At 66.4% G+C, this 26515-nt stretch carries 28 protein-coding genes and 1 riboswitch; of the genes, 21 read left to right on the plus strand and 7 right to left on the minus strand.

Annotated elements, in window-relative coordinates; translation table 11 throughout:
- The first annotated feature begins 63 nt into the window (after positions 1 to 63).
- Complete coding sequence (locus tag HCU76_RS06940) at positions 64 to 1026, plus strand: GlxA family transcriptional regulator (protein WP_218508874.1); 963 nt, start codon at positions 64 to 66, stop codon at positions 1024 to 1026.
- 140 nt (positions 1027 to 1166) lie between these two features.
- Here HCU76_RS06940 and aceA read toward each other — a convergent pair whose 3' ends face one another.
- Together aceA and HCU76_RS06950 are read right to left on the minus strand one after the other, a co-directional pair.
- The gene (gene aceA, locus HCU76_RS06945) at positions 1167 to 2498 is read right to left on the minus strand and encodes an isocitrate lyase (RefSeq protein WP_213957687.1); all 1332 of its coding nucleotides are present in this window, start codon (positions 2496 to 2498) and stop codon (positions 1167 to 1169) included.
- A gap of 256 nt (positions 2499 to 2754) precedes the next feature.
- Positions 2755 to 3150, minus strand: a complete 396-nt coding sequence (locus tag HCU76_RS06950; RefSeq protein ID WP_218509069.1) for a gamma-glutamylcyclotransferase — start codon at positions 3148 to 3150, stop codon at positions 2755 to 2757.
- A 96-nt stretch (positions 3151 to 3246) separates the two neighbouring features.
- Between HCU76_RS06950 and HCU76_RS06955 the strand changes: the two genes are divergently transcribed.
- Positions 3247 to 4107 (plus strand): DMT family transporter, encoded by an 861-nt coding sequence (locus HCU76_RS06955; RefSeq protein ID WP_218509070.1) that lies wholly within the window; start codon positions 3247 to 3249, stop codon positions 4105 to 4107.
- 157 nt (positions 4108 to 4264) lie between these two features.
- Positions 4265 to 4714, plus strand: a complete 450-nt coding sequence (locus HCU76_RS06960; RefSeq protein ID WP_213957788.1) for an SWIB/MDM2 domain-containing protein — start codon at positions 4265 to 4267, stop codon at positions 4712 to 4714.
- An 86-nt stretch (positions 4715 to 4800) separates the two neighbouring features.
- Here HCU76_RS06960 and HCU76_RS06965 read toward each other — a convergent pair whose 3' ends face one another.
- Entirely contained in the window at positions 4801 to 6501 is a 1701-nt protein-coding gene (locus HCU76_RS06965; RefSeq protein WP_218509071.1) for a thiamine pyrophosphate-binding protein, read from the minus strand.
- A gap of 172 nt (positions 6502 to 6673) precedes the next feature.
- On the opposite strand from HCU76_RS06965, the gene HCU76_RS06970 reads away from it, so the two are divergent.
- The 10 genes from HCU76_RS06970 to HCU76_RS07015 all read left to right on the plus strand — a co-directional run bounded on the left by HCU76_RS06970 (position 6674) and on the right by HCU76_RS07015 (position 16826).
- Positions 6674 to 7345 (plus strand): TetR/AcrR family transcriptional regulator, encoded by a 672-nt coding sequence (locus HCU76_RS06970; RefSeq protein ID WP_218508875.1) that lies wholly within the window; start codon positions 6674 to 6676, stop codon positions 7343 to 7345.
- Positions 7346 to 7396: 51 nt separating this feature from the next.
- On the plus strand, positions 7397 to 8134 hold the full coding sequence (locus HCU76_RS06975; RefSeq protein ID WP_213957685.1) for a phytanoyl-CoA dioxygenase family protein: 738 nt from the start codon (positions 7397 to 7399) through the stop codon (positions 8132 to 8134).
- Between the two features lies 1 nt (position 8135).
- Positions 8136 to 8918: an ABC transporter permease gene (locus HCU76_RS06980; protein WP_218508876.1), complete on the plus strand. Its 783-nt coding sequence runs from the start codon at positions 8136 to 8138 to the stop codon at positions 8916 to 8918.
- Between the two features lie 50 nt (positions 8919 to 8968).
- The gene (locus HCU76_RS06985) at positions 8969 to 9967 is read left to right on the plus strand and encodes an ABC transporter substrate-binding protein (protein ID WP_218508877.1); all 999 of its coding nucleotides are present in this window, start codon (positions 8969 to 8971) and stop codon (positions 9965 to 9967) included.
- Positions 9968 to 9977: 10 nt separating this feature from the next.
- Positions 9978 to 10802 (plus strand): ABC transporter ATP-binding protein, encoded by an 825-nt coding sequence (locus tag HCU76_RS06990; RefSeq protein ID WP_218508878.1) that lies wholly within the window; start codon positions 9978 to 9980, stop codon positions 10800 to 10802.
- 46 nt (positions 10803 to 10848) lie between these two features.
- Entirely contained in the window at positions 10849 to 12297 is a 1449-nt protein-coding gene (locus HCU76_RS06995; protein WP_218508879.1) for an enolase C-terminal domain-like protein, read from the plus strand.
- A 25-nt stretch (positions 12298 to 12322) separates the two neighbouring features.
- The gene (locus HCU76_RS07000) at positions 12323 to 13486 is read left to right on the plus strand and encodes a Gfo/Idh/MocA family protein (protein WP_218508880.1); all 1164 of its coding nucleotides are present in this window, start codon (positions 12323 to 12325) and stop codon (positions 13484 to 13486) included.
- Positions 13487 to 13564: 78 nt separating this feature from the next.
- Entirely contained in the window at positions 13565 to 14752 is a 1188-nt protein-coding gene (locus HCU76_RS07005; RefSeq protein WP_218508881.1) for a dihydrodipicolinate synthase family protein, read from the plus strand.
- A 44-nt stretch (positions 14753 to 14796) separates the two neighbouring features.
- On the plus strand, positions 14797 to 15675 hold the full coding sequence (locus tag HCU76_RS07010) for a sugar phosphate isomerase/epimerase (protein WP_213957678.1): 879 nt from the start codon (positions 14797 to 14799) through the stop codon (positions 15673 to 15675).
- 59 nt (positions 15676 to 15734) lie between these two features.
- Complete coding sequence (locus tag HCU76_RS07015) at positions 15735 to 16826, plus strand: DNA glycosylase AlkZ-like family protein (RefSeq protein ID WP_213957677.1); 1092 nt, start codon at positions 15735 to 15737, stop codon at positions 16824 to 16826.
- Between the two features lie 34 nt (positions 16827 to 16860).
- Here the strand turns inward: HCU76_RS07015 and HCU76_RS07020 are convergent, their stop codons facing one another.
- Positions 16861 to 17763, minus strand: coding sequence for a hypothetical protein (locus tag HCU76_RS07020; protein WP_213957676.1), 903 nt, complete (start codon positions 17761 to 17763; stop codon positions 16861 to 16863).
- 281 nt (positions 17764 to 18044) lie between these two features.
- Positions 18045 to 18200, plus strand: a riboswitch (FMN riboswitch).
- Positions 18201 to 18292: 92 nt separating this feature from the next.
- Here HCU76_RS07020 and HCU76_RS07025 point away from each other — a divergent pair.
- Entirely contained in the window at positions 18293 to 18805 is a 513-nt protein-coding gene (locus HCU76_RS07025) for a 6,7-dimethyl-8-ribityllumazine synthase (RefSeq protein ID WP_213957675.1), read from the plus strand.
- Positions 18806 to 18811: 6 nt separating this feature from the next.
- Here the strand turns inward: HCU76_RS07025 and arsB are convergent, their stop codons facing one another.
- Positions 18812 to 19870, minus strand: a complete 1059-nt coding sequence (arsB, locus tag HCU76_RS07030) for an ACR3 family arsenite efflux transporter (protein ID WP_213957674.1) — start codon at positions 19868 to 19870, stop codon at positions 18812 to 18814.
- Entirely contained in the window at positions 19864 to 20193 is a 330-nt protein-coding gene (locus tag HCU76_RS07035; protein WP_213957673.1) for a helix-turn-helix transcriptional regulator, read from the minus strand. The genes arsB and HCU76_RS07035 overlap by 7 nt, the downstream gene beginning before the upstream one ends.
- A gap of 29 nt (positions 20194 to 20222) precedes the next feature.
- Between HCU76_RS07035 and arsC the strand changes: the two genes are divergently transcribed.
- Complete coding sequence (gene arsC, locus HCU76_RS07040; protein ID WP_213957672.1) at positions 20223 to 20660, plus strand: arsenate reductase (glutaredoxin); 438 nt, start codon at positions 20223 to 20225, stop codon at positions 20658 to 20660.
- Positions 20650 to 21372 (plus strand): arsenical resistance protein ArsH, encoded by a 723-nt coding sequence (arsH, locus tag HCU76_RS07045; protein WP_371319775.1) that lies wholly within the window; start codon positions 20650 to 20652, stop codon positions 21370 to 21372. The genes arsC and arsH overlap by 11 nt, the downstream gene beginning before the upstream one ends.
- Before the next feature lie 17 nt (positions 21373 to 21389).
- Here the strand turns inward: arsH and HCU76_RS07050 are convergent, their stop codons facing one another.
- Complete coding sequence (locus HCU76_RS07050; protein WP_213957669.1) at positions 21390 to 22643, minus strand: MFS transporter; 1254 nt, start codon at positions 22641 to 22643, stop codon at positions 21390 to 21392.
- An 88-nt stretch (positions 22644 to 22731) separates the two neighbouring features.
- Here HCU76_RS07050 and HCU76_RS07055 point away from each other — a divergent pair, with 88 nt between their 5' ends.
- From HCU76_RS07055 to HCU76_RS07075, 5 genes are read left to right on the plus strand one after another with little or no spacing between them, the layout of a single operon-like run.
- Complete coding sequence (locus HCU76_RS07055; RefSeq protein WP_213957668.1) at positions 22732 to 23595, plus strand: helix-turn-helix domain-containing protein; 864 nt, start codon at positions 22732 to 22734, stop codon at positions 23593 to 23595.
- A gap of 26 nt (positions 23596 to 23621) precedes the next feature.
- Positions 23622 to 24011, plus strand: a complete 390-nt coding sequence (locus HCU76_RS07060; RefSeq protein WP_213957667.1) for a DUF2501 domain-containing protein — start codon at positions 23622 to 23624, stop codon at positions 24009 to 24011.
- Positions 24012 to 24059: 48 nt separating this feature from the next.
- Positions 24060 to 24323 carry an AbrB/MazE/SpoVT family DNA-binding domain-containing protein gene (locus tag HCU76_RS07065; protein ID WP_213957666.1) on the plus strand — a complete coding sequence of 88 codons (264 nt, stop codon included), beginning with the start codon at positions 24060 to 24062 and terminating at the stop codon, positions 24321 to 24323.
- A gap of 1 nt (position 24324) precedes the next feature.
- Entirely contained in the window at positions 24325 to 24756 is a 432-nt protein-coding gene (locus HCU76_RS07070) for a PIN domain-containing protein (RefSeq protein WP_213957665.1), read from the plus strand.
- 60 nt (positions 24757 to 24816) lie between these two features.
- Positions 24817 to 26505, plus strand: coding sequence for a SulP family inorganic anion transporter (locus tag HCU76_RS07075; protein WP_213957664.1), 1689 nt, complete (start codon positions 24817 to 24819; stop codon positions 26503 to 26505).
- The last annotated feature ends 10 nt before the right edge of the window (positions 26506 to 26515 follow it).

Genomic DNA, 26515 nt, shown 5'->3' on the forward strand with positions numbered 1-26515 from the left:
CTCTAGGCAGCCACGCGGGGTGGGGCTATTGGCATTTTTGACATCTTTGATATCGTTATTGCCATGAAGCTCCAAGTCTTGGTCCTCGACGGCGTATTCGATACCGGCCTCGCCACGGTGCTCGACGTGTTCACGACGGCGAACGAGCTTGCCGGCATGCTGCAACTCGATGTCGCGCGCTTCGAGCTGACGGTGGTGGGCATGCGCGCTCGGGTGCGCACCGCGCAAGGCTTCACGGTTCCGGTGACCCGGCTCGCCAATGGAGGCGCAGCCGACTGGTTCATCGTGCCCGCGCTGGGCTGCAAGATGCCCGACGTGCTGGCACCCGCGCTGCAACGCCCGGATGTGCGTGATGCTTGCACCGCATTGAAAGAGGGCGCGGGCGCGGGCAGCAAGGTTGCGGCGGCCTGCGTCGGCACGTTCGTGGTGGCCGAGTCGGGGTTGCTCGATCACCACAAGGCCACGACCACCTGGTGGCTCGCGTCGATGTTCAGGCAGCGCTACCCGGCCGTGCAACTCGACGACTCGCGCATGGTGGTGGCTTCCGGCGACATGGTGACCGCGGGTGCCGCGCTGAGCCACGTCGACATGGCGCTCTGGCTGGTGCGGCAAGCCAGTCCGGAGTTGGCGTCGCTGGTGGCCCGCTACCTGATCGTCGACTCGCGGCCTTCTCAATCGGCCTATGTGATCCAGGACCACCTCGCGCACTCGGACCCGTTGGTGGAGCGCTTCGAACGTTGGGCGCGCGGCCGGCTGGCCGATGGTTTCTCGCTGGACGACGCGGCCGATGCAGCCGGCACCAGCAAGCGGACGCTAGCCCGGCGCATGCAGCAGGTCCTGGGCAAGAGCCCGCTCTCGTACTTCCAGGACCTGCGCGTCGAGCGCGCGGTGCACCTGCTGAAGACCAGCGACAAGAGCCTGGAGCAGATTGCCGGGCTGGTCGGCTATGCGGATGGCGTCACGTTGCGCAGCCTGCTTCGGCAGAAGCTGGGACGCGGCGTGCGCGAGATGCGCATGAGCGAATAGCGCAGGGGGAAATGTCTCCGCTTGCAGTGACCGCTCTTCCAGGCTTCCTCGATGCGCAGTGAGCCCCCCGGCAAAGGACGCCGCAGACGAAAAAAAGCCCGGCGCAGGCCGGGCTTGAATAACGTGACAGCGAACCCGGATCAGTGGAACTGTTCTTCTTCGGTCGAGCCCGACAGCGCCTTGACGCTCGACGAACCGCCCTGGATCACGGTGGTCACGTCGTCGAAGTAGCCAGCGCCGACTTCCTGCTGGTGCGACACGAAGGTGTAGCCCTTGTCCCGCGCTGCGAATTCCGGCTCTTGCACCATGTTGACGTAGTGCTTCATGCCTTCGCCGCGGGCGTATGCGTGGGCGAACTGGAAGGTGTTGAACCAGTTGATGTGGATGCCGGCCAGCGTGATGAACTGGTACTTGTAGCCCAGTGCCGACAGGTCTTCCTGGAACGACGCGATCTGCGTGTCGTTCAGGTTCTTTTTCCAGTTGAACGACGGCGAGCAGTTGTACGACAGCAGCTTGCCCGGGCAGGCGGCGTGCACGGCTTGCGCGAATTCGCGGGCGAAGCCGATGTCCGGCACACCGGTTTCGCACCACACCAGGTCGGCGTAGGGCGCGTAGGCGACACCACGGCTGATCGCTTGCTCCAGGCCGTTCTTGACGCGGTAGAAGCCTTCTTGCGTGCGCTCGCCGGTGAGGAAGGGCTTGTCGTTCGCGTCGTGGTCCGACGTGATCAGGTTGGCGGCTTCCGCATCGGTGCGGGCCAGCACGATGGTCGAGACGCCCATGACGTCGGCTGCGAAGCGGGCCGAGATCAGCTTCTCGCAAGCTTCCTGCGTCGGCACGAGCACCTTGCCGCCCATGTGGCCGCACTTCTTCACGGCAGCCAGTTGGTCTTCGAAGTGAACGCCGGCAGCGCCCGAAGCGATCATGTTCTTCATGAGTTCGAAGGCGTTGAGCACGCCGCCGAAGCCCGCTTCCGCGTCCGCAACGACTGGCAGGAAGTAGTCGATGAATTCCTTGTCGCCCGGATTGATGCCGCGGCCCCACTGGATTTCGTCTGCGCGCTTGAAGGTGTTGTTGATGCGACGGACCATGGTCGGCACCGAGTCGTACGCGTAGAGCGACTGGTCGGGGTACATCGTCTCAGACGTGTTGCCGTCGGCAGCGACTTGCCAGCCCGACAGGTACACGGCTTCGAGGCCGGCCTTGGCTTGTTGCATCGCTTGGCCGGCGCTGATGGCGCCGAATGCGTTGACGTAGCCCTTCTTGGCGCCGCCGTTGATCTTTTCCCAGAGCTTCTCGGCGCCGCGCTTGGCCAGCGTGTGCTCGATCGGCAGCGAGCCGCGCAGGCGCACGACGTCGGCTGCGCTGTAGCCGCGCTTGACACCCTTCCAGCGGGGGTTGGTGGCCCAGTCTTTTTCGAGGGCGGCGATCTGTTGTTCTCGGCTCAGTTGTTCGGTGATGGATTGGGGCATGGTCACTCCAGAGTTGTTGATGGGTCGGCGGTGGCGCCTCGGGGATTAAATGTAGCTGGAATCACCAGTCTTATGTCTTATAGAAGACATAAATTTCACTCAACAAAATCAATAGGTTACGAACGCTTCCTTCAATGTGAAACGAGTTCTCTCATATTGAGAAAAAATATTGCGGCGCAGCACCGCGCTTTTTCATGATGCGCAATGACGTCCTTTGCCGTGAAAAAGACGCGCGCATCGCGCCACATTTCGACGCTCAACCCCGCGCAAGCCAGTCGCCACTGTCGATGGCGGTCCGGCCTTCGATGCGGCCGGGATGGATTTCGTAGACCAGGCACATCACTTGCTGCGGCCCGACCATCACATCGAGTTCGCGCTTCAGGTATTCGCCGGAGCCGTCCGCCGCCACGCCCTCCAGCAGGTCCAGCGCGGCCTCAACCTCCGGCGTGATGCGATAGACCTCGCCACGGATGCTTCCCTCACCACCCAGCACGGCGCCGGGATAGGCGCCCAGGTCATACAGCGTGCCGGCGATCACACCATCGCCCACGCGCTGGGGCCGCGGGTGATAGCGCGCGATGTCGTTGCTGCCGCCCGCACGCAGGGTGCCGTAGACGAACACGTGGCGGGCTGCGAGGGCTGGCTGCGGCATCATCGAATCTCTTTTGTCTGAACGGCTCGCAGTCTATTGAACACCCCACGCACCAACGGCCAGCGCTTGCTCGCGTACGGCTGTCTCGCGCTCAGCATGTCGCTCGTCGGCTGCTACGTTGCCCTTTCCAAGCCATTGGTCGCGACTTTTCCCGTGTTGCTGCTGGCGTGGCTGCGCTTTGGCATCGCGGGGCTCGCGATGCCGCACTGGTTGCGCGGCCCAGCCGACGAACCGCCGATGACGCGGCGCACGCGCGGCCTGGTGTTCCTCGAATCCTTTCTCGGCAACTTCATGTTTTCGCTCTGCATGCTGTTTGGCGTGAGCATGACCAGCGCGGTGTCGGCGGGCGTGATCATGGCGTCGCTGCCTGCAGTGGTCGCGGTGGCGAGCTGGATGTTCCTGCGCGAGCGCATTACCGCGCGCATCGTGACGGCGATCGGCTGTGCGGCCGTGGGCATCGGCCTGCTCGCGCTCACGCCGGCGCACGCTGCCGCGCCGGACGCACCGAAGGTCGCGATGCCGTGGCTGGGCAACCTGCTGGTGTTCTGCGCGGTGCTCTGCGAAGCAGCCTATGCGGTGATCGGCAAGTCGCTGACGGGGCGGCTCGGGCCTCGTCGGATCTCGTCGCTGATCAATCTCTGGGGCTTCGTGCTCTCGACACCGTTCGGCGTCTGGCTTGCGTTGCGCTTCGACTTTGGCGCTGTGCATGCAGGCACGTGGGTGCTGCTCGTGGCCTATGCACTGGCCGCGAGCATCTGGACGGTGTGGCTCTGGATGACCGGGCTGCGCCACGTTCCGGCAGCGAAGGCAGGCGTGTTTGCGGTGATGTTGCCGGTCAGCGCGGCACTGGTCGGCGTGCTGGTGTTAGGGGAAACACTGTCGCAATTGCAGGTGCTGGCGTTCGCACTTGCACTACTCGGCGTGGTACTCGCGACATGGCCCGCGCGCCGAGGGTGAAGCGAGGGGTCTTCTCTCCTCTGAAAAAACAACATCTCCCAATGAAAAAACCCTCATTTCCCTTGGAAACGCGTTTTTTCTCATTTAGCATCCGCACTACCAGTGGATGCTCTGTTTTTCATTGGTGAATATCTCATCCAAAACAAGGAAATCAATCATGGCAACTGCAAAGAAGGCTCCGGCCAAAAAGGCTCCCGCAAAGAAGGCCGCACCGGCAAAGAAAGCGGCTGCTCCGGCAAAGAAGGCGGCTCCAGCAAAGAAGGCGGCCCCGGCGAAGAAGGCTGCTGCACCCGCGAAGAAGGCAGCAGCTCCGGCCAAGAAGGCCGCACCGGCAAAGAAGGCGGCTCCCGCCAAGAAGCGCACCCCCAACGCTGCGTTCATGAAGGCCTTGACCCCCAGCCCGGCGCTCGCCGCTGTGGTCGGTTCCACCCCGCTGCCACGCACTGCCGTGGTCAGCAAGCTGTGGGACTACATCAAGAAGAACAACCTTCAGGACAAGGCCAACAAGCGCAACATCAACGCCGACGCCAAGCTGAAGGAAATCTTCGGCAAGCCGCAAGTGTCGATGTTCGAGCTCGCTTCGCTGATCGGCAAGCACGTCAAGTAAGCCCCAGGCGCTTCGTGCGCCTGCCCGAAGAGCCGGCCTTGTGCCGGCTTTTTTTCGTTTGGGGGTGACCGCTCTTCAGCGGTGCTTCACTTCCCCAACGCCGCCTTCGTGATGCCGCTCAAGGTGCCGCGCGTGGTGATGATCTCGGGGTCGAGCGGTACCTCGATCAGCGTGCCGGTGTCGGCCTTCAATGCACGCAGCAGCGCCGCCTCGAACTGGTCGGTGGCGGTCACCCGCTCGGCCGCGTAGCCATAGGCGCGTGCGAGCGCGCAGAAGTCCGGGTTGCGCAGCGCCGTGCCGCTCACGTTGGTGGGGTACTCGCGCTCCTGGTGCATGCGGATGGTCCCGAACATGCCATTGTTGAGCAGGACGATGATGCTCTTGCCGCCGTGCTGCGATGCCGTCGCAAGCTCCTGCCCGTTCATGAGGAAGTCTCCGTCGCCGGCGATGGTGAAGGCGATGCGCCCGCTCACGAGGTTTGCGGCAATGCCCGCGGGAACGCCGTAGCCCATGGCGCCGCTGGTCGGCGCGAGCTGCGTCTTGTGGCCCTTCACGAGCCCGTGATAGCGGAAGAAGCGGTGCACCCAGCTCGCGAAGTTGCCCGCGCCATTGGTGATGGCGGCGTCATGCGGCAGGTGCTGCTGCAGCAGTGCGACGACGGCCGCCATGTCGACCGCGCCGCGCGGGGCCGCGGGCGGGAGTCCGGGCAGCGGCTGCGGCTGCAGGTTGGCGAGATAGTCGGCATGGGCCGCATCGGTCCAGGTTTGCCAGGGCAGTTCCGGCGGCGCCGTGAGCACCTCGAGGCTGCGGGCCGCGGCGCTCATGCCGGCGTTGATGGCGAGGTCGGCCTGGTAGACGCGGTTGAGTTCCTCGGCGCTGGCGTGGATGTGCACCAGCTTCTGCTTCGGCCTGGGCGCTTCGAGCAGGGTGTAGCCACTGGTTGTCATCTCGCCGAGGCGCGGCCCGATGGCGATGACCAGGTCGCTGTCCTTCACGCGCTGCGCGAGCTTGGGATTGATGGCGATGCCGACATCGCCGGCGTAGAGCGCATGGTGGTTGTCGAACGTGTCCTGGAAGCGGAAGGCATTGCCCACCGGCAGCTGCCAGTTCTCGGCGAAGCGCTGCAGGGCCTGCGCCGCCTGCGGTGTCCACCCGCTGCCGCCGGCGATCACGAAGGGGCGCTTCGATTCCAGCAGCAACTCGCGCAGCGTGCGCAACGCGCCCGGGTCGCTCCACGGCTGCACCGCCTCCACGCGCGGCAGGGGTTTCGCCGTCGTCATCGAGCGCAGCATGTCCTCGGGCAGCACCAGCACGACGGGGCCTGGTCGCCCGTTCATCGCGGTGGAGAAGGCACGGGCGACGTACTCGGGGATGCGGCTGGCGTCGTCGATGCGTTCGACGCGCTTGGCGAAGCCCTTGGTGCTGGGCCCGAAGAAGCTGCCGTAGTCGACCTCCTGGAAGGCTTCACGATCGCGGAAGTCGCTGCCCACATCGCCGATGAACAGCACCATCGGCGTGGAGTCCTGGAAGGCGTTGTGCACGCCGATCGATGCATTGGTCGCGCCCGGGCCGCGCGTGACGAAGCAGATGCCCGGCCGCCCGGTGATGCGCGCATGCGCGTCGGCCATGAAAGCGGCGCCGCCCTCCTGCCGGTTGACGATGAAGCGGATCGAATCGCCGTGCGCATGAAAGCCGTCGAGCACGGCAAGGAAGCTTTCGCCGGGCACACCGAAGGCGTGTGTGACGCCTTGCGCGACGAGGCACGACACGAGCAGGTGGCCAGCCATGACGGGGGATGGAGCGGCTGCACCGGCAACGGCGTCTTGCGGGAGGGTGGGGTTGGCTTGTGTCACGCGGGCCTCTTGAAGTGGTGGCCGATTATCGGGAGCGCGCAATTCACCGTGGCCCCTCGGGAAAACGATGTGGCAGCTATTCACGACGCGGTGAATTATGGCCGCCATGTTGAGTCCCGCAACCCTGTTGTCGACGACTGACGCAGCACCTGCCGAACTGCGCAGCCGCAACGCGGACCGCACGCAACAGGAGATCCTGAAGGCTGCCACGCAGGAGTTCTCGACGACCGGCCTGGGCGGTGCGCGCATGGAACGCATCGCCGCGCTGGCGAGGGTCAACAAGCGGCTGGTGTACTACTACTTCGAGAGCAAGGAACTGCTTTTTCTCTCGGTGCTCGAGGACACCTACGCGCGCATCCGCGCGGCCGAGCGCACGCTGCGGCTGGAGAACCTGGAGCCCGCCACGGCCGTGCGCCGACTCGTGGAATTCACCTGGGACTACTACCTGGAGCACCCGGAGTTCCTGGCCTTGCTCAACAGCGAGAACCTGCATCGCGCGAGTCATCTGCAGCGCTCATCGCACATCCAGGAGATGAATTCGCCGCTGGTGCAGTTGCTGCGCGACGTGGTGGAGCGCGGGCAGCGCGAAGGCTTGTTCCGGGAAGGTGTGGACCCGGTGCAGCTCTACATCTCGATCGCGGCGCTCTGCTACTTCTACCTGTCGAACAACCCCACGCTGTCGACGATCTTCGGACGCGACCTGCGCACGCCCGCGGCGCTGCAGGAGCGGCTTTCGCACATGACGGATGTGGTGATGGGATACCTGTTGCGCAAATAGCAACGGCGGGCGGCAGTTCACCAGGGAGTTAACGACAAGAGCGGAGACCGAATGGATTCGTACGACGCAGCGTATTACCGGCATCACGGCCACCTGACGGTGAACGGCGTGTTCCCGTCCGACGAGATGGACAGCGTCGTGCGCGACATCGAGCAATGGGGCGAGTCCTTCCTGCAGACGCTGCCGGCGGAGCAGCGCAGCTGGTACATCGACGGCGGCGTGACCGCGCGGACGGTGCTGCGCAAGCTGGACAACCCGCATGCGCATCGACCTGCGGTGCAGGCGCTGGCGCGCGATCGCCGGCTGCTCGACCTGGTGGAAGCCTTCATCGGGCCGGGCGTGTCGGTGTACTTCAGCCAGATCTTCTTCAAGCCGCCGGAAGGCGGCGGCCCCAAGCCGGCGCACCAGGACAACTTCTACTTCGGCCCTGCCGACCCGGAAGGCGTGGTGACAGCATGGATCGCGCTCGACGATGCGACGCTGGAAAACGGCTGCCTCTACTTCGGCGACGGGACGAACCTGGGGCCGGTCTATGCGCACTTCGCGCCGGAGGGGGAGCCGTTCAACCTGCAGATTCCAACGGACATCCTGGCGCGCCAGCCCATGGTGCCGGCGCCGGTGCGCAAGGGCGGCGTGAGCTTTCATCACGGCAACACCTTCCACTGCTCGGGTTCGAACAACAGCAACAAGTGGCGCCGCGCCTGCGCATTGCACTTCGTGAGCGATGGGAACAGCTTCGACCACCCCGCCCTGCCCTACGACCATTCCTTGAAGTTCCGGGTGTCATGACATGAGGCACTGGATGCATCCGGCGACGCGGCCGTTCTGGCTGATCCTGATCCTGCTGGTGCTGTGGGACATCGCGATCCGGGTATTCAAGATCCCGCCCTACCTGATCCCGCCACCGCTCGCGGTGGTCAAGCAGTTGTTCGCCGAATGGCCGATGCTGCTGCGCGAGATGATGCCGACGCTCTATGCAACGCTCGGCGGCTTTGCGCTCTCCGCCATCATCGGCGTGCCGATCGCGATGTGGATCGCCTACTCGCGGCTGGTCGAGAGCTTCGTCTATCCGCTGCTGGTGTTCTCGCAGTCGGTGCCGAAGGTGGCGATCGCGCCGCTGTTCGTGGTGTGGTTCGGCTTCGGCATCGTGCCGAAGGTGATTGCGGCCTTCCTGCTGGGATTCTTCCCGGTGGTGGTGTCGACGGTGCAGGGCTTCAAGTCGGTCGAGCCCGATGTGATCGACCTGGCGCGTTCGATGGGCGCCAACGGGCTCAAGATCTTCCTCAAGTTCCGCCTGCCGCATGCGCTGCCGGCCATCTTCAGCGGGCTCAAGGTGTCGGTCACGCTGGCCGTGGTCGGCGCAGTGGTCGGTGAATTCGTCGGGTCCAACTCGGGCATCGGCTTCGTGCTGCAACGCGCGACCGGCACCTTCGACCTGCCGCTCATGTTCGCCGCGCTGGTGGTGCTGTCGATGATGGGCGTGGTGCTGTTCCTCATCGTCGAGCTGATCGAGCGCTGGCTGATGCCCTGGCACGCGTCGCAGCGGCACGACGTCCAGCAGACCATGGCCTGACCACCCCCTTCGGTATCCCTTTCGCAACCTCAACCTACAGGAGACACAGCATGGAACGTCGCAACTGGATTCGAATGGTGGCCGCCGCCGCACTGGCAGCGGGGCTGGCACCAGGTGCGATGGCGCAGCAGCGCGACAAGGTGACCCTGCTGCTCAACTGGTATGTGTACAGCGAGCATGCGCCCTTCTTCATCGGCAAGGCCAAGGGGCTCTATGAAGCGGAAGGCATCGATCTCGACATCCAGGAGGGCCGCGGCTCGGCCGTGTCGATCCAGGCGGTGGCGGCGAACTCGGCCACCTTCGGCTATGTCGACGTGCCGACCATGATCAAGGCCGCGACCAAGGGCGCGCCGGTGAAGGCCGTCGGCGTCGCCTTGCAGGTGAGCCCGATGGCGGCCATGGGGTTCAGCGAGAAGAACATCAAGACGCCGCAGGACATCGTCGGCAAGACGGTGGCCATGACGCCCGGCGATTCGATGAGCCAGATCTGGCCGCTTTTCCTGAAGAAGACGGGCTTGCAGGAGGGGCAGTACAAGGTGGTCTCGGGCGACGCGCAGACCAAGCTCAACGCCGTCATCAACGGCCAGGCCGACCTGCTGCTGGGCTATGTGATGGACCAGAACATCAAGGTGCAGGACGCGACCAAGAAGCCGGTGACAGTGATCCGCTTCGCGGACTACGGCGTGACGCTGGTCAGCTCCGGCATCGTGGCGCACAAGGACACGCTGGCCAGCAAGCCCGACCTGGTGAAGCGCTTCATGCGCGCCACGACCAAGGCCTTCGAGGAGACGGAGAAGGCGCCGGAGGCCGCGATCGACGCCATGCTCGCGGCCAACAGCAAGGCCGGCCAGCGCGACACGCTCATCGTCGGCATCAAGCTGACCACGCCGCTCTACCACTCGGCCGAGACGAAGTCGCAGCGCCCGCTGCGTGCATCGATGAAGGACATCAACGAGTCACTCGACCTGCTGGTGCAATACGGTGGGCTGGAGGCCGCGTCGCGCGGCAAGGCGGAGGACTGGGTGACGAACGATTTCCTGCCGCAATGAGTCGCGCGGCATGACCGCCGTCGTCATCCCGCTCGACCCCGCCGAGCGCGCGGTGCAGGCGCTCGCGCCGGTGCTGATCGAGGGGCGTGGCGTCAGCAAGACCTACCGCACGCGCGAAGGCGATGTGGAAACGCTGAAGCCGCTCGACTTCCAGATCCGCGCCGGCGAATTCGTCTCGGTCATCGGACCTTCGGGCTGCGGCAAGAGCACGCTCATGAAGATGGTGGCCGGCCTGCTGCCGATCAGTGGCGGCGAGTTGGAGCTCTCGGGCAAGGTGGTGCGCGGGCCGCAGACCGATGTCGGCATCGTGTTCCAGAGCGCCTTGCTGCTGCCTTGGCGCACGGTGATCGACAACATCCTGCTGCAGGCGGAGATCCGCGGCCTGCCCAAGGCTGCCGCACGCGATCGTGCCGACCAGTTGATGGCCATGGCCGGCCTGCAAGGCTTCGAGAACAAGTACCCCTGGCAGCTTTCCGGCGGCATGCAGCAGCGCGTCGCGATCCTGCGCGCCCTGCTGCACGACCCGCCTGTGCTGCTGATGGACGAGCCGTTCGGCGCACTCGACGCCATGACGCGCGAGAAGATGAATGTCGAGCTGCAACGCATCTGGATGGCCGCGGGCAAGACCGTGCTGCTCATCACGCACAGCATTTCAGAGGCGATCTTCCTGTCGGACCGCGTCTTCGTGATGACCGAGCGGCCCGGCCGTTTTGCTGCGGTGTACGACATCGACCTGCCGCGCCCGCGCGCGCTCGACGTGATGGGCAGCGCGAAGTTCGCGGCGCATGCCAGGACCTTGCGCGCGCACTTCTTCGCGCAGGGCCATCTCGATTGACATGACGCCCACCCTCCGAGCGCCCGCTGCACGATGAAGAACGCGCATGGCTGACACAACCATCGTGACCGTTCCCACGGTGCGCGTGCTCGCAGTGGACTGCGGCGTACGCCCGATGCACCTGCGCCTGCCCTTCAAGTTCGGCGCCGCCACGCTCACGCGCTGCCCGCAACTCTTCGTGCGCGCCGTGGTGGACTGCGGCCTGCAGGGCACCACGACCGGGTGGGCTGCCGAGATGATGGTGCCGCGCTGGTTCGACAAGCGCAGCGGCCCGAGCCATGCCGGCAACGTGCGCGACTTGCAACTGGCCGTGGCCGCCGCGGCCGACGCCTACACCCACAGTGCCGCGCAGCCCGCCTTCGGCCTGTTCGAGCGCCACTATGCCGAGCTGATGGCGGAAGGCGCCTTCCGCGATTCGACCGAGCTTTCCACCGCCTTCGGTCAGGCCGTGCTCGACCGCGCGGTGCTCGATGCGCTGTGCCGCGCCACGCGAAGCTCCGTGTACGGCGCCATCCAGCGCAACCTGGTCGGCCTCACCGACACGGCCATTGCCGCCGACATGGCCGACTGGGACTGGAACCATTGGCTCGGGACCCTCGTGCCCTCGACGACCCTTCACGCCCGCCACACCATCGGCATGCTCGATGCGCTGGACGACGACGGCCTCGCGGACGACCCGGCCGCGCTGCCCGTGGGCCTGCCAGCCATCGTGCGCCGCTACGGGCATCGCCATTTCAAGATCAAGCTCGGTGGCGACGTGGCCACCGACCTGGCACGTCTCGATGCGGTGCTGGCCACGCTGGACGCCGTGCAGCCGGGCCACTGCTTCACGCTCGACGGCAACGAGCAATATCCCGGCACCGATGCACTCGCCGCGCTGTACGCAGGCTTGCGTGCCATGCCCCGGCTCGCGGCGCGGCCTGACGCCCTGCTCTACATCGAGCAACCGCTCGCACGCGACGCCAGCCTGGAGGCCGATCTCGCATCGCTCGACAGCCCCGCGCCGCTGTTGCTCGACGAAGCCGACGGCACGCTCGATGCCTTCCCGGCCGGCCGCAAGGCGGGATGGCGCGGCGTGTCGAGCAAGGGCTGCAAGGGCCTCTACAAGGCGATCATCAACCGCGCCCGCTGCGACAAGTGGAACGCACGCGCGCCCGAAGGCCACCCCTACTTCATGTCTGCCGAAGACCTGACCTGCCAGGCCGGCGTTGCGGTACAGCAGGACCTGGCGCTGGCCGCGCTGCTCGGCCTGAGCCATTGCGAGCGCAACGGTCATCACTACGTCGACGGTTTCGGCGACGCGCCGGAGCAGGAACAGATCGCCTTCGCCGTCGCGCACATGGGCTTGTACGAAGCGTCATCGGGGCGCGCGCGGCTTGCCATCCAGGACGGCCGCATCGCGATCGGCTCGCTCGCCCGCACGGGCTTCGCCTCCAGCGCCATTCCCGACTTCGACAGCCTGCGCCCGCTGGCCGACGCGCCACTGCTTGTCTAGTTCCAACCCCGGAGACATCTACCCCATGGCAATCCAACGACTCGGAATCATCATGCACGGCGTCACAGGACGCATGGGCACGAACCAGCACCTGATCCGCTCGATCTGCGCCATCCGCACGCAGGGCGGCGTCCTGCTCTCGAATGGCGACAAGGTGATGCCCGACCCCATCCTGATCGGCCGCAATGCCGCCAAGGTCGAGGCCCTGGCAAAAGCGCACGGCGTGACACGCTGGAGCACCGACCTCGACGATGCGCTGGCGAACGCCGAGGACACGGTGTTCTTCGATGCTGGCACCACCCAGATGCGGCCCGCCCTGCTGGCCAAGGCCATTCGCGCCGGCAAACACGTGTATTGCGAGAAGCCGATCGCGACCAACCTCAACGAGGCGGTGGAGATCGCGCGTCTTGCCCAGGGCTCCGGCCTGAAACACGGCGCGGTGCAGGACAAGCTCTTCCTGCCCGGCCTGCGCAAGCTCGACATGCTGCGCCGCGCGGGCTTCTTCGGCCGCATGCTCAGCGTGCGCCTGGAGTTCGGCTACTGGGTGTTCGAAGGCGACCTGCAGCCGATCCAGCGGCCGAGCTGGAACTACCGCAAGGAAGACGGCGGCGGCATGATCCTCGACATGATGTGCCATTGGCGCTACGTGCTGGACAACCTGTTCGGTGAAGTGAAGTCGGTGTCCTGCCTGGGCGCCACGCACATCCCGAAGCGCTGGGACGAAGCCGGGCAACCCTATGAAGCGACCGCCGACGATGCGGCCTACGCGACCTGCCAGTTGATCGGCCACAACGGCGAACCCGTCATCGCGCAGCTCAACATGAGCTGGGCCACGCGCGTGCGGCGCGACGACCTCGTGACCTTCCATGTCGACGGCACCGACGGCTCGGCCGTCGCGGGGCTCTCGGCCTGCCGTGCGCAGTCGCGCGTGGCCACGCCGCGCCCGGTGTGGAACCCGGACGAGAAGCAGAGCATGGACTTCTTCGGCCAGTGGCAGGAGATTCCAGACTCGCAGGTGTACGACAACGGCTTCAAGATCCAGTGGGAGCACTTCATCCGCCACGTCGTGGAGGACGCGCCGTACCGGTGGACGCTGCCCGAAGGCGCGAAAGGCGTGCAACTGGTCGAGGCCGCGCTCGCAAGCTGGAAGGAGCGGCGCTGGGTCGACGTGTCCCCGCTGCACGTCTAGATGACCACCCCCGCCGCGGGCCGCCGCGAACATGCTTCGCCTGGCATCGAGAAGCACTGAGAAGCACCGAGAAGAGACATGACCCTGACGCTCACCCTCCCCGTCGCAAGCGGCGCGCTCGCTCCCTACGCGCTGCGCGGCACAGTGCCGGTCAAGCCACGCGCGGGCATCGCGTTCAACCGGATCGCGTACTCGGCCGCGCACGTCGTGGCGGACCCGCTGGCGGCGGTCGATCCCTGGCTGCAGGCCGCGGTCGACTGGGACGCGACCCTCGGCTACCGGCGCCACCTGTGGTCGCTCGGCCTGGGCGTGGCCGAGGCGATGGACACCGCGCAGCGCGGGATGGGGCTGGACTGGCCGACCTCGCTGGCGTTGATCCGCCGCTCGCTCGATGCCGCGAAGGACATGCCCGGCGCACTCGTCGCATCGGGTTGCGGCACCGATCACCTGAATCTCGACGACGTGAAGAGCGTCGACGACGTGATCCGCGGCTACGAGGAGCAGATGGCCGCCATCGAGGCGCTGGGCGGCAAGCTCATCGTCATGGCCAGCCGCGCGCTGGCCCGCGTCGCCACCAGCCCGGCCGACTACGAACGCGTGTACGACCGCATCCTGTCGCAAGCCCGGCAACCCGTGCTGCTGCACTGGCTCGGTGACATGTTCGACCCGGCGCTGGCCGGCTACTGGGGCTCGCACGATATCGATGCCGCGATGGACACCGCGCTCGGCATCATCGCCGCGCACCCCGACAAAGTCGACGGCATCAAGATCTCGCTGCTCGACAAGGACAAGGAGATCGCCATGCGCCGCCGCCTGCCCGCGGGCGTGCGCATGTACACCGGTGACGACTTCAACTACGCCGAGCTGATCGCCGGCGACGGCCAGGGCAGCGAACCGACGCACCGCCAAAGCGACGCGCTGCTCGGGATCTTCGATGCGATCGCGCCCGCCGCCAGCGCCGCGCTGGGCGAGCTCGCGCAAGGCCATCTGGACAGGTTCCACGCGATCCTCGGCCCGACGGTGCCGCTGTCGCGCCACATCTTTGCGGCGCCCACGCGCTTCTACAAGACTGGCGTGGTCTTCATGGCCTGGCTCAATGGCCACCAGTCGCACTTCACCATGGTGGGCGGGCAGCAGAGCACGCGATCGCTGCTGCACCTGGCCGAACTGTTCCGCCTGGCCGACGCCGCCAACCTGCTGGAGCAACCCGGCCTGGCCGTGCATCGCATGAAGACCTTGCTGGCGATGCATGGCCTCGAAACGTAGAACGGCGACCGCGAGTCCGTCGCGTGTTGCCTTAGAGTGATGCGATGCGCGACTTCTCCAACGACCACGACTGGCTTTCCATCAACACCGCGACCGTGCGCAAGCAACGGGGCGTCGAGGTACCGCTCGACCGCATCATCGATCAGTGCGCGGAGCGCGGCATCCGCGCCATCGCTCCCTGGCGCGACCAGGTCACGGCGGTCGGGCTCGACAAGATCGCCAAGCAATTGAAGGCGCACGGCATCGGCCTGTCCGGCTACTGCCGCGGCGGCTTCTTTCCGGCGGCCGACGCGGCGGGGCTGAAGGCCGCGCTCGACGACAACCGCCGCGCCATCGACGAAGCCAGGACCCTTGACGCGCCCTGCGTGGTGCTGGTCGTCGGCGCCCTGCCCGGCGCGCTCGAAGGCAAGGTTGCCTACAAGGACATCGCCCGCGCGCGCAGCGAGGTGCACGACGGTATCGCGGCCTCGCTCGAATATGCGCGCGAGGTCGGCATGCCCTTGGCCATCGAGCCGCTGCACCCGATGCAGGCCGCCGACCGCGCCTGCATCAACACGCTCGAACACGCGCTCGACATCTGCGACGAACTCGATCCGCAGCAAAGCGGCATGCTCGGCGTCGCACTCGACATCTATCACGTCTGGTGGGACCCGAAGCTGGAGCAGCAGACCGCGCGCGCCGGCAAGCCGCGCCTGCTGGCCTACCACCTCTGCGACTGGCGCACGCCCACGCGCGACCTGTTGACCGACCGGGCCATGATGGGCGACGGCGTGGTCGAACTCAGGAAGGTGCGCGGCTGGGTCGAAGCGGCTGGATTCGAAGGCTTCTGCGAAGTCGAGATCTTCTCGTCGCTGGACTGGTGGCAGCGCAGCGGGGAGGAAACGCTGGACACCTGCATCGAGCGCCATCGCAGCTGCGTTTGATGCCCTTCGAAGGCGGAGCGTCGAACGCAGTCGGCCGCCCGCATTCCCGCCCCCTTCCCATGGCCACGCCGACTCTCGACGATCTCCGGCGCTATGCCATCGCGCGAACGCTGTTCAAGCCCACCACCTTGCCGCGCGCGATCCAGCGCCTGGGCTTCGTGCAGGCGGATCCGATCCGGGCGCCCGCGCGTGCGCAGGACCTGACGCTGCGCCATCGCGTCAAGGACTATCGGGCCGGCGACCTCGAGCGCAAGTACACCCGGCTGGCGGTGGAGGAGGACTGCCTGGTCAACTACGGCTTCCTGCCGCGCGAACACCTGGCGCTGATGCATCCGCGCGAATCGAGGCAAGCCTGGGACGAAGCGACCCGGCGCAAGGCCGAGGAGGTGCTCGCCTTCGTGCGCGAGCGCGGCGCGGTGCATCCGCGCGAGGTCGAACTGCATTTCGCGCATGGCCGCATCAAGAACTACTGGGGCGGACAGAGCAACGCGACCACGCACCTGCTCGACGGCATGCACTACCGCGGCATGCTGCGCGTGGCCCGGCGCGACAGCGGCACGCGCGTCTACGAGGCGGTGACGCATGCACCCACCGATGACAGCGACACGGGCCGCGCGCAACGCGCCGCCGCACTGGTCGAGCTCGTCATCCGCAAATACGCGCCACTGCCCGCCGCGAGCCTCACCTACCTCGTGCGCCTGCTCGGCTACGGCGCGCCGCACCTCTCGCCCCAGACGCAGACGGCCCTGCAGCATGCGCGCGAGAAACTGGCCTCCTGCCGTATCGACGGCACCACCTGGTACTGGCCCGCCGATGAGAATCCGGCCTCGCGACGCCATGCGCCGGACGAAGCCGTGCGCCTGCTCGCACCCTTCGATCCCGTCGTCTGGGACCGCCGCCGCTTCGAACTGCTTTGGGGCTGGAGGTACAAGTTCGAGGCCTACACGCCGGCGCCGAAACGCCAATACGGCTACTACGCCTTGCCGCTGCTCTGGCGCGACCGGGTGATCGGCTGGGCCAACGTGTCAGCCAGCGAGGGCCGCTTGCAGCCGAGCTTCGGCTATGTCGAGCGCAAGCCGCGGGAGGCGGCATTCGGCGCCGCGCTTGACGAGGAGTTGCAGCGTCTCGCGCAGTTCCTTGCGCCTCGCTGAGCCGAGGCCGTGGGGGGCACGCAGGTGGCTCCCGTCAACTCTTCTTGTCATCCTCCCCGGGCTTCTTGCCCGTCCCTCTCAGTTGCACGAGTTTCTGGAGGGTGTCGAACCAGAAGGGTGCGCCGAAAAGGGCGGACAAGGCGGTCAAGAACCATCCCGGAACATGCGAAAGCCAAGACCATGACCAGCCCGCAGGCAAAGGCCAGGGCCAAGGCGAAAGAGGGTCCGAGTCGGGCGCGCGGAGTTGCCACCCCAGCGGCAGCGTTTCCATCGTGTTGAAGGCCGCCTCGGGCTTCGTTTGCCCGATGTCATTTCCGGCCGTGATCAGCGCCGAATAGGCAGGACGCGCCCAGATCGCACCCGCAAGGTTGACGCTGTCGATGTTCAGTGCGCCCGCCACCAGCAACCCGATGATGAGGGTCCAGAATTGCGTGCGCCTCTTGTACGCGCCCGACAAGCGCTGCATGCCCGAGTCGAACCATGACGCCAGCTCGGCCTCGATCTCCGCCCGGCCTCCGTTCGCCCGCTGGTAGATCCCCGTCAACAACTGCCTCGTCTGTGGATCGCTGATTTGCCCTATCGCAATCTGAAGGTTGGCACCGTCCATTCCAGCGGCCGTCGCGGCGGCCTGGGCGCTGTCCAGGAGCGCCCTGGCGAAGTGAATGGGCTTGATATAGGAGGGTTTGACGCTGGGGGCCGACCCGCCGCCGGCCGATGGGGTGTTCAAGGGATTGACCAACGAATGGTCGTAGATCGCGCGGGCCAGACCCGTAAAACCCGGATCGTTGAGCAAGTCCTTGACCCCCTGAAGCAAGCCATTGGCCCGAAGCTTCAGGACCGAGGCCGCGGCCTCGCGGATCTGACTGACGATCAGGCTGACGGACGCAAAACAGAACACCAACCCGATGGCAACTTCCAAGACGGTACTGTTGAACATTTCGGTCTCCTCAAGTGTGAACTTGCACAGAGCCTGCCTTTGAAGTCGTGCGGACAAGGCAGGAGTCACAAGGTATCCGGATCGCCCGCGCGGCGCACCCTCTGCAAGCAGTACGAACTCCGGCAGAACCTGAAATGCCCGTCAGTTGGCGGTCAGTAGCGCGTTGCTCGCGCCCTTTGGAAAATCCCGGATCCGGTTCTCGCAGGGTCTTTGCTCCTGGGTGACAGCGCAACTTGGCGCTGCTGCATAGAATCCGCTTCGCCCCGACGCAAGCCGGGGCGAAGCGTTCTCAGGGCGGGGTGTAACTCCCCACCGGCGGTGATGGCGGCGAAAGTCGCACAAGCCCGCGAGCGCCTGGCCTCCACGAGGTTCAGGGTCAGCAGATTTCGGTGCGATTCCGAAGCCGACGGTCACAGTCCGGATGAAAGAGAGCGCGAACCGCAGGCCGGGCTGCGCGCGTTTGTCGCGCCGCCTTGCATGTGGTTTCGTGCGCCCTGATTCATACAACCTGCTTTGCAAAAGAGGCACCATGAGTCAGATCAACGACCTTCCCCTTTCCGCCGTCCCGGCGTCCGACGCATCGCGCGGACTGCGCGTCGCCTTCGTGCAGGCGCAATGGCATTCGGACATCGTGCACCAGGCACGCGATGCCTTCCTCGACGAGATGGAGCGCCAGGGCTTCGCCCGCGACCGCATCGACGTCGTCGACGTGCCCGGCGCGTTCGAGATCCCGCTGCATGCCAAGCGGCTCGCGCTGTCGGGCCGCTACGCCGCCATCGTCGGCTGCGCACTGGTGGTCGACGGCGGCATCTACCGCCACGAGTTCGTCGCCAACACCGTCGTCAGCACGCTGATGTCGCTGCAGCTGGAGACCAACGTCCCGATGCTCTCCGCGGTGCTCACGCCGCACCACTTCCACGAGCATGTGGAACACCGCAAGTACTTCCACCGCCACTTCGCCATCAAGGGCACGGAGGCGGCGGATGCGTGCATCAAGACGCTGGAGAGCCTGCGCGTGGTCGAGGCGCTGACGACGGCCTGAACGGGGCTACGCGGCGCGGACGGACGTGCCGCGCTCGTACCAGGCCTGCGAACGGTTCACCACCGCAACCACCGCCAGCATCACCGGCACCTCGATCAACACACCGACCACTGTGGCCAGGGCCGCCCCCGACTCGAAGCCGAACAGGCTGATCGCGGTGGCCACGGCCAGTTCGAAGAAGTTGCTCGCGCCGATCAGCGCTGACGGACCTGCCACGCAGTGGGCGACACCCAACCTGCGGTTCAGCCAGTACGCCAGGCCCGAATTGAAGACGACCTGCAGCAGGATCGGTACCGCGAGCAGCGCGATCACCAGTGGCTGGCGCAGGATCGCCTTGCCCTGGAAGGCGAACAGCAACACCAGCGTGAGCAGCAAGGCCGCGATGGACCATGGGCCAAGCCGCGCCGCCACCGCTCGCAGGTGCGTTTCCCCCCGGCGCAACAGGCCACGCCGCCACCCTTGCGCGATGGCCACCGGAACCACGATGTAGAGGCCGACCGAGGTCAGCAGCGTGTCCCAGGGCACCGTGATCGAAGACAGGCCCAGCAGCAGCGCGACGATGGGCGCGAAGGCGATGACCATGATCGCGTCGTTGAGCGCGACCTGCGACAAGGTGAAGTACGGGTCGCCCCGGCAGAGTTGGCTCCAGACGAACACCATCGCGGTGCAAGGCGCGGCCGCCAGGAGGATCAGGCCCGCGATGTAGCTGTCGAGTTGCCCTGGCGGCAACAGCGGCGCGAACACATGGCGAATGAAGACCCAGCCCAGCAGCGCCATCGAGAACGGCTTGACCGCCCAGTTGATGAACAGCGTCACGCCGATGCCACGCCAGTGCGTGCCCACCTTCCCGAGCGCGCCGAAGTCGATCTTCAGCAGCATCGGAATGATCATGATCCAGATCAGAAGGCCAACCGGCAGATTGACGCGTGCCACCTCCATGGCGCCCACGGCGTGCGACAGGCCCGGCAGCCATTGCCCGAGGCCGACGCCCGCGACGATGCACAACGCCACCCACCACGTCAGGTTGCGCTCGAAGAAGCCGATGACCGGCGCCTGCTTCAGCATGCGCCGGCGCAGGCACCGGCCGGAGCGACCTCGCAGGCCTCGCCGTCGCAGCAGTTGTCCGTGAGGTAACCGATCAGTTCATTCATCCGGCCATAGGCGGCGCGATAGATCAGGTTGCGCCCATTGCGTTCTTGCGTGACCATGCCCGAATGCAGAAGTTCCTTCAGGTGAAACGACAAGCTCGTGCCCGGCACGGCGATCGCCTCGACCAGCGCGCCCGGCGTCAAGCCCGAGGGCCCGGCGACCACAAGCGCGCGAAAAACCTGCAGCCGAACCGGCTGCGCGAGCGCGGCCAGCGACTTGACGACATCCGGAGCTTCCATATTTCAATAATATTTGGATAATTGGAATGATGCAATCCCAAGCCCCTTCCATCACGATCTTCCACAACCCCAACTGCGGCACCTCGCGCAACGTGCTGGCGATGATCCGCAACAGTGGCGTCGAGCCCGAGGTGATCCAGTACCTGAAGACACCACCGTCGAACGAGCGCCTGCGCGACCTGGCCGCCGCCATCGGCACCGGTGTGCGCGGCCTGCTGCGGCAAAAGGGCACGCCCTACGATGAACTCGGCCTGGGCGATACCAAGTGGACTGACGCGCAGCTGCTCGACTTCATCCGGAAGCATCCGGTGCTGCTGCAGCGCCCCATCGTCGTCACGCCGCTCGGCACGCGCATCTGCCGGCCGTCGGAAACGGTGCTCGACATCCTGCCCGCGGCGCAGCTCGGCGCATTCGACAAGGAAGACGGCGAGCGCGTGGTCGACAAGGATGGCCGTCGTGTGGAGTGACGACCCGACGCTGCCCGCACTCGACGCATCGCTCTTCCAAACCACCGACGCGACGCGGCTCTGGCCGGCCACGCGCGCCACGCACGCGCCGCGCATCCTGATGCTCTACGGCTCGGCGCGCGAGCGCTCGTTCAGCCGCCTGCTGACCCACGAAGCGGCGCGGCTGCTGGCTGCGCTTGGCGCGGAGGTCAAGGTGTACGACCCGCGCGGCCTCCCCCTGCCCGACGACGCGCCGGCCATCCATCCCAAGGTCGATGAGTTGAGGCGGCTTGCATCCTGGGCAGAAGGCATGGTCTGGACCTCGCCCGAGCGCCATGGCGCCATGAGCGGCATCCTCAAGGCGCAGATCGACTGGATTCCACTCGCGCTCGGCGCCGTGCGCCCCACCCAAGGCAAGACACTCGCGGTGATGCAGGTGAGCGGTGGTTCCCAGTCCTTCAACGCCGTCAACCAGATGCGCGTGCTCGGCCGCTGGATGCGCATGCTGACCATTCCGAACCAGTCGTCCGTGGCCAAGGCCTACCAGGAATTCGACGATGCCGGCCGCATGCGTCCGTCCGCCTTCTATGACCGCGTTGTCGACGTAATGGAAGAACTCGTGAAGTTCACACTGCTCACGCGCGACATGGCGCCCTACCTCGTCGACCGCTACAGCGAACGCAAGGAAAGCGCGCAAGCGCTACGGCAACGCGTCGACCTGCGCGCCATCTGAGCGCGCATCGGGCGCGCTCAGGCAGAGGCAGGAACCAGCAGCGTGCGCCGCACGCGACGCACATTGAACGCGCTGGCAATCAGCACACCCTGCGTCAGCGCCAGGCCGAGGATCACGCTGAGATACTGGCCGCGGTCCATGAGCGGACCAAAGACCAGCGGCGCCACCGCCTGCCCGATGTCAAGGCCGGCATACACCACGCCGTAGACCCGGCCGGTGGCGTTCGGCGGCGTCGACTTCTTGACCAGCAGGTCGCGCGACGGCCCGGCAATGCCGGAGGCAAAACCCATCGCCCCGAACAGCACCGGCACCATCGCCGCCGGAAAGCTGGCAAAGGCCAGCACCAGCGCGAGCGCCGCCGCGATGCCGAAGCCCGCGCCCACGATGCGTTCGCAACGCGAAGGGTCGGAGGCGAGGAAACCGCCCACCACCATGCCGCCCGCGCTCGCCACCATGTAGACAGTGAGGCACACGGCCACCAACGCCACCGGCACCGCATGCAAATGCCCCGCCGCGACCGGCGCAAAGGTCTGCACCACGCTGATCACCATGGCATAGAACAGGAAGAAGCCGAAGCACATCCACACGGCGGGGATGCGCAGGAAGCCGAACTCACCGCCCACGTGCGCACCGGCGCCCTGCCCCGTCGCCTTGTGCACCTCCTTGACGTCGAGCGCCAGCACCTCGCGGTAGAGCCACAGCACCACCAGCACGGCCAATGCGAGCACGCCCGCGGAAGCCAGCGCCACGCGCCAGGAAAAGGCTATGGCCAACGGCACCACGAAAGCCGGCGCCAGCGCCCAGCCCAGGCTGCCGGTGATGCCGTGCACGCTGTAGGCATGGCCCAGGCGCGACGGCGCCACCTTGCGGTTGAAGAGCGTGTAGTCGACCGGATGGAACACCCCATTCCCCATGCCCGCGAAGACAGCGCATAACAGCAGCATCCAGTAGTTTGGCGCGACCGAATAGCCGATGGCAGCCAGGCCGAGCAGGCCCAGTCCGACGAACAGCACCGGCCGCGGCCCGAGCTTGTCGACCACGAAACCGGAAGCCGCCTGCACGACGCACGAGACCACGAAGAACACGGTCAGCACCGCGCCCAGTTCCGTGTAGCTGACGTTGAAGGCATCCTTGATCCAAGGGAAAAGCGGCGCCAGCGTCAGTTGGCTGAAGTGACTGATGGCGTGAGCCAGGCCGACCAGGCCGATCAATTTCGCGTCGGAGCGCAAGGTCGTCGGCGTGGCGGCGGCGGAGTGGGAGGCGGCGGTCATGTCTGGCTACAAATTCGAAAGCGGACTCTGATGCTAGCCGGGCAAGCAGCGTCAGAATGGCGATAGAGGGACAACAATTGTCGCAATCATGCCAAGCACTGAAACCCCCGACCGCCTCCGTGAATTGGCGCGCGGCGGCGCGAATGCGCCGACCACCAGCGTCGGCCCGCTGACGCCGCACCTCTACGCGCCCGATGCGGTGCGCCCTTTGCGCGCCAAGGAACATTTCCTGAAGGCCGACACGCTGGTCGAACTGCATCAGCACCCCTGGCCGCAACTGACCTTCTCGACGCGTGGCGTGATCCGCCTCAGCACCGAGGACGGCAGCTACATCGTGCCGCCGTCGCGCGCGCTCTGGGTGCCGGCCAACATGCCGCACAGCATCACGCTGATCGAGGACGCCGAATTGCGCACGGTCTACCTGCACGGATGGATTGCCCCGAGCTGGGAGCGCTGCGAGGTGCTGGAAATCAGCGGCCTGTTGCGCGCGCTCATGCTCGCGCTCGACACCACGCCCGATGGCCTGCCGCCGGCCGACCCGCACGCGGCGCAACGCGAGCGCTGGATCGCGCCGCTGCTGGTCGACGAACTGGAGCGCGCCACGCAGATCCGCATCGACGTGCCGCTGCCCGCCAACAAGCGCCTGCGCCAGTTGTGCGAGACGATGCTGCGCGCTCCCGCGAGCCGCGCCACGCTGGCCGAGCGCGCGCATGCCATCGGCGCCAGCGAGCGCACCGTGGCGCGCATGTTCCGCGACCAGCTCGGCATGAGCTGGCAGCAATGGCGCCAGCAGGCCGTGATGGCGCACGCACTGCCGCTGCTGGCGCGCGGCATGCCGGTGAGCCAGGTCGCGACCGCCAGCGGCTATGCCACCGACAGCGCCTTCTGTGCCATGTTCAAGGCCGCGACCGGCCAGTCGCCTACCGCTTTTCAACACAAGAAGAAGTCGTAAGGCCGCCCAACCCAAGGAGTCTCTCCATGAAATCGCACATCGCCCTCATCGCCGGCTGCCTTGCCCTCAGCGTCGCCGGCACCGCCTCGGCCGCCGACCTGCTGGGCAGCCTCAAGTCCCAGGCCGGCAATCTCTCGATGCCCGAGATGGGTTCCAGCACGATGGGCAATGCCGCCGGCGTGCTGCAGTACTGCGTGAAGAACAACTACCTGGCCGGTGGCGACGCCAGTGCCGTCAAGGACAAGCTCCTGGGCGCAGTCACTGGCCAGCAGCCGCAGCAGGAGGGCTATGCCAGCGGGGCCAAGGGCCTGCTGCAAGGCACCGATGGCCAGTCCTTCGACTTGAAGAGCGTCTCGGGCAAGCTCAAGACGAAGGCTTGCGACTATGTACTGAAGAATGCGAAGTCGCTGGTGTGAGGTACGTGGCGGCGAGTTAGAATTTCCAACTTTCAAACCGCCGTCATCATGTCTGAACTTGTTCGTGTCAAGGATAAATTCCAGGTCACCATCCCGGTGACGTTGCGCAAGGCGGCGGCGTTGGAGACGGGCGACTACCTGGAAGCATCGCAATGGGGCGACGGCATTTTGTTGAGGCCCGCCTCTGCCCGCAAGGCCGCGAAGGCCAAAGCCGGCATCGTGGCCTTCCTCAATGAACGGCGAGGCCCCGGCCGCACTCGCGTGGACATCGATGCGCAGGTCACCGCGGAGCGTGCTGCATGGGACGAGTGAGGTGAGCGAGAAGCTCGCCCTCGAGCGCGGTGCAACCTTCTACCTCGATACTAATCCGATCATTTACCTGACAGAGGGGAATCCGCTCTTCAAGAAATCGATCGCCGCACTGTTCAAGTCGGTCGAAGCGGCGGGGGCGCATCTGATCACAAGTGAACTCGCGTTGACTGAAGTGCTCGTGCGCCCGATTCGCCAGAACGACACCGAATTGATCGCAACCTACGAGCGACTGTTCGACACACTGGTCGACGCAAGGCCTGTCAGCCGCGAGGTCCTGCTCCTCGCCGCGCAGTTGCGGGCCGACTTGCCGTCGCTCAAGACGCCAGACGCAATCCACGTCGCCACCGCAACGCTGGCGGAGGCGGATGCATTCGTCTCCGGCGACCTTGGGCTACGCGGATTGCCCTCCACCATGCGGCGAATCACCTTGTGACCGCCGAGTCCGTATGAATTCCCCGGCCTCGTGCAGCAGTCCCTCGGTCGCCGGCTCCCCATGAATCCGATCGCCAACGTCCCCCTGCGCCAGCGCCTCGCCCGCTTCATGCCATGCCTGGGCTGGCCCCGCCCGAGCGGCAAGCTGCTGCAGAGCGAAGCCCTGGCCGGCATCACGGTCGCGCTCATGGTGTTGCCCCAGGGGGTGGCGTACGCCGCGCTGGCCGGCATGCCGCTCGTCACCGGCGTCTACGCGGCGCTGTGGCCGGCGTTGGTGGCGGTGCTGTTCAGTTCCTCGCAACGGCTCTCGGTCGGTCCGACCGCCCTCACCAGCCTGCTGGTGGGCGCCTCGCTGGCGCCGCTCGCCGTGGCCGGGAGCGCCGAATGGGTGGCGATGGCGGTGTGGCTCACGCTGATCTCGGGCGCCATCCAGATCGTGATCGGCGCGGGCGGCTTCGGCTGGATCCTGCGGCTGGTCAACTCGCCGGTGCTCAGCGGCTTCACGCAGGGCGCAGCCATCCTGATCGCGCTGTCGCAATTGCCTTCGCTGCTCGGCTTCACCGGCCGCACCGTCTTGCAGGCCCTGCAAGGCGGCACGCCGCCGGACTGGACCGCCATGGCATTCGGCCTCGGCAGCATGGCCGTGATGTGGATGGGCAAGCGCTGGGCACCCAGGTTCCCGACGACGATGGCGCTGGTGGGCGGCGCCGCGGCCCTCAGCTATGCGGTGAGCTACGCGCTGCTGGGCGGCGCCGTGGTGGGCGCGTTGCCGTCGGGCCTGCCCTCGCTCTACCTGCCCGACTTCTCGTCGCTGCACAGCCTGTCCGCGCTGCTGTTGCCCGCGCTCATGATCACGCTGGTGAGCTTCCTGGAAACGGCGTCGAGCGCCAAGATCGACAACGCCCGCGCCGGCACGCTCTGGAACGAGAACCAGGACCTGATCGGCCAGGGCCTGGCCAAGGTGGCGTCGGGCCTGACCGGCGCATTCCCGACCAGCTCTTCGTTCTCGCGCTCGGCCATCACGCTCTACGCCGGCGCGCAGACCGGCTGGGCCACCTTGTTCAGCGTGGTCTTCGTCGCCATCGCGCTGGTGTGGCTGATGCCGCTGATGTACCACGTGCCGCAGTCGGTGCTGGCGGCGGTGGTGATGACGGCCATCATCGGGCTGCTCAAGCCGCACACCTTCACCGCGCTGTGGAAGGTCTCGCGCGTCGAGGCTGGCATCGCGCTGGCCACCTTCGTGCTCACCATGGCGACGGCGCCATCGATCTACTGGGGCGTGCTGGGCGGCCTGCTGGCCAGCCTGGCCAACTACATGTACCGCCATCTGCATCCGCGCATCATCGAAGTCGGCCTGCACGGCGACGGCAGCCTGCGCGATCGCCACCTCTGGCAGCTGCCGGCGCTGGCCCCCGACCTCTATGCGCTGCGCATGGATGCCGAACTGGATTTCGCCTCCGCCAGCACGCTGGAGCGCGCCGTCTCGGAAGCCATGGCGGCGCGGCCGGGGCTGACCGATGTCTGCCTGTTCGCACAGCCCATCAACCGCATCGACATCACCGGCGCGGAGGTGTTCGGCTCGATCCGCCGCACGCTCGAGAACGGCGGCGTGCGCCTGCACCTGAGCGGTCTCAAGCTACCCGCGCAACAGGTGCTGGAACGCGCAGGCCTGCTGGCGCCGGGACCGCTGCTGTTCGTCTACCGCACCGACGCCGACGCACTGGCAGCACTTGCAAGCGAACCGGCGTAGGCTGGACACC

It is taken from the genome of Variovorax sp. dw_308, assembly GCF_019207085.1.
GTDB lineage: Bacteria > Pseudomonadota > Gammaproteobacteria > Burkholderiales > Burkholderiaceae_C > Variovorax.

Bases quoted from the DNA above. Each gene is read 5' to 3' on its own strand.
- HCU76_RS06940 (WP_218508874.1), top strand. From the start codon at position 64: ATGAAGCTCCAAGTCTTGGTCCTCGACGGCGTATTCGATACCGGCCTC.
- aceA (WP_213957687.1), bottom strand. From the start codon at position 2,498: ATGCCCCAATCCATCACCGAACAACTGAGCCGAGAACAACAGATCGCC.
- HCU76_RS06950 (WP_218509069.1), bottom strand. From the start codon at position 3,150: ATGCCGCAGCCAGCCCTCGCAGCCCGCCACGTGTTCGTCTACGGCACC.
- HCU76_RS06955 (WP_218509070.1), top strand. From the start codon at position 3,247: ATGTCGCTCGTCGGCTGCTACGTTGCCCTTTCCAAGCCATTGGTCGCG.
- HCU76_RS06960 (WP_213957788.1), top strand. From the start codon at position 4,265: ATGGCAACTGCAAAGAAGGCTCCGGCCAAAAAGGCTCCCGCAAAGAAG.
- HCU76_RS06965 (WP_218509071.1), bottom strand. From the start codon at position 6,501: ATGGCTGGCCACCTGCTCGTGTCGTGCCTCGTCGCGCAAGGCGTCACA.
- HCU76_RS06970 (WP_218508875.1), top strand. From the start codon at position 6,674: ATGTTGAGTCCCGCAACCCTGTTGTCGACGACTGACGCAGCACCTGCC.
- HCU76_RS06975 (WP_213957685.1), top strand. From the start codon at position 7,397: ATGGATTCGTACGACGCAGCGTATTACCGGCATCACGGCCACCTGACG.
- HCU76_RS06980 (WP_218508876.1), top strand. From the start codon at position 8,136: ATGAGGCACTGGATGCATCCGGCGACGCGGCCGTTCTGGCTGATCCTG.
- HCU76_RS06985 (WP_218508877.1), top strand. From the start codon at position 8,969: ATGGAACGTCGCAACTGGATTCGAATGGTGGCCGCCGCCGCACTGGCA.
- HCU76_RS06990 (WP_218508878.1), top strand. From the start codon at position 9,978: ATGACCGCCGTCGTCATCCCGCTCGACCCCGCCGAGCGCGCGGTGCAG.
- HCU76_RS06995 (WP_218508879.1), top strand. From the start codon at position 10,849: ATGGCTGACACAACCATCGTGACCGTTCCCACGGTGCGCGTGCTCGCA.
- HCU76_RS07000 (WP_218508880.1), top strand. From the start codon at position 12,323: ATGGCAATCCAACGACTCGGAATCATCATGCACGGCGTCACAGGACGC.
- HCU76_RS07005 (WP_218508881.1), top strand. From the start codon at position 13,565: ATGACCCTGACGCTCACCCTCCCCGTCGCAAGCGGCGCGCTCGCTCCC.
- HCU76_RS07010 (WP_213957678.1), top strand. From the start codon at position 14,797: ATGCGCGACTTCTCCAACGACCACGACTGGCTTTCCATCAACACCGCG.
- HCU76_RS07015 (WP_213957677.1), top strand. From the start codon at position 15,735: ATGGCCACGCCGACTCTCGACGATCTCCGGCGCTATGCCATCGCGCGA.
- HCU76_RS07020 (WP_213957676.1), bottom strand. From the start codon at position 17,763: ATGTTCAACAGTACCGTCTTGGAAGTTGCCATCGGGTTGGTGTTCTGT.
- HCU76_RS07025 (WP_213957675.1), top strand. From the start codon at position 18,293: ATGAGTCAGATCAACGACCTTCCCCTTTCCGCCGTCCCGGCGTCCGAC.
- arsB (WP_213957674.1), bottom strand. From the start codon at position 19,870: ATGCTGAAGCAGGCGCCGGTCATCGGCTTCTTCGAGCGCAACCTGACG.
- HCU76_RS07035 (WP_213957673.1), bottom strand. From the start codon at position 20,193: ATGGAAGCTCCGGATGTCGTCAAGTCGCTGGCCGCGCTCGCGCAGCCG.
- arsC (WP_213957672.1), top strand. From the start codon at position 20,223: ATGCAATCCCAAGCCCCTTCCATCACGATCTTCCACAACCCCAACTGC.
- HCU76_RS07050 (WP_213957669.1), bottom strand. From the start codon at position 22,643: ATGACCGCCGCCTCCCACTCCGCCGCCGCCACGCCGACGACCTTGCGC.
- HCU76_RS07055 (WP_213957668.1), top strand. From the start codon at position 22,732: ATGCCAAGCACTGAAACCCCCGACCGCCTCCGTGAATTGGCGCGCGGC.
- HCU76_RS07060 (WP_213957667.1), top strand. From the start codon at position 23,622: ATGAAATCGCACATCGCCCTCATCGCCGGCTGCCTTGCCCTCAGCGTC.
- HCU76_RS07065 (WP_213957666.1), top strand. From the start codon at position 24,060: ATGTCTGAACTTGTTCGTGTCAAGGATAAATTCCAGGTCACCATCCCG.
- HCU76_RS07075 (WP_213957664.1), top strand. From the start codon at position 24,817: ATGAATCCGATCGCCAACGTCCCCCTGCGCCAGCGCCTCGCCCGCTTC.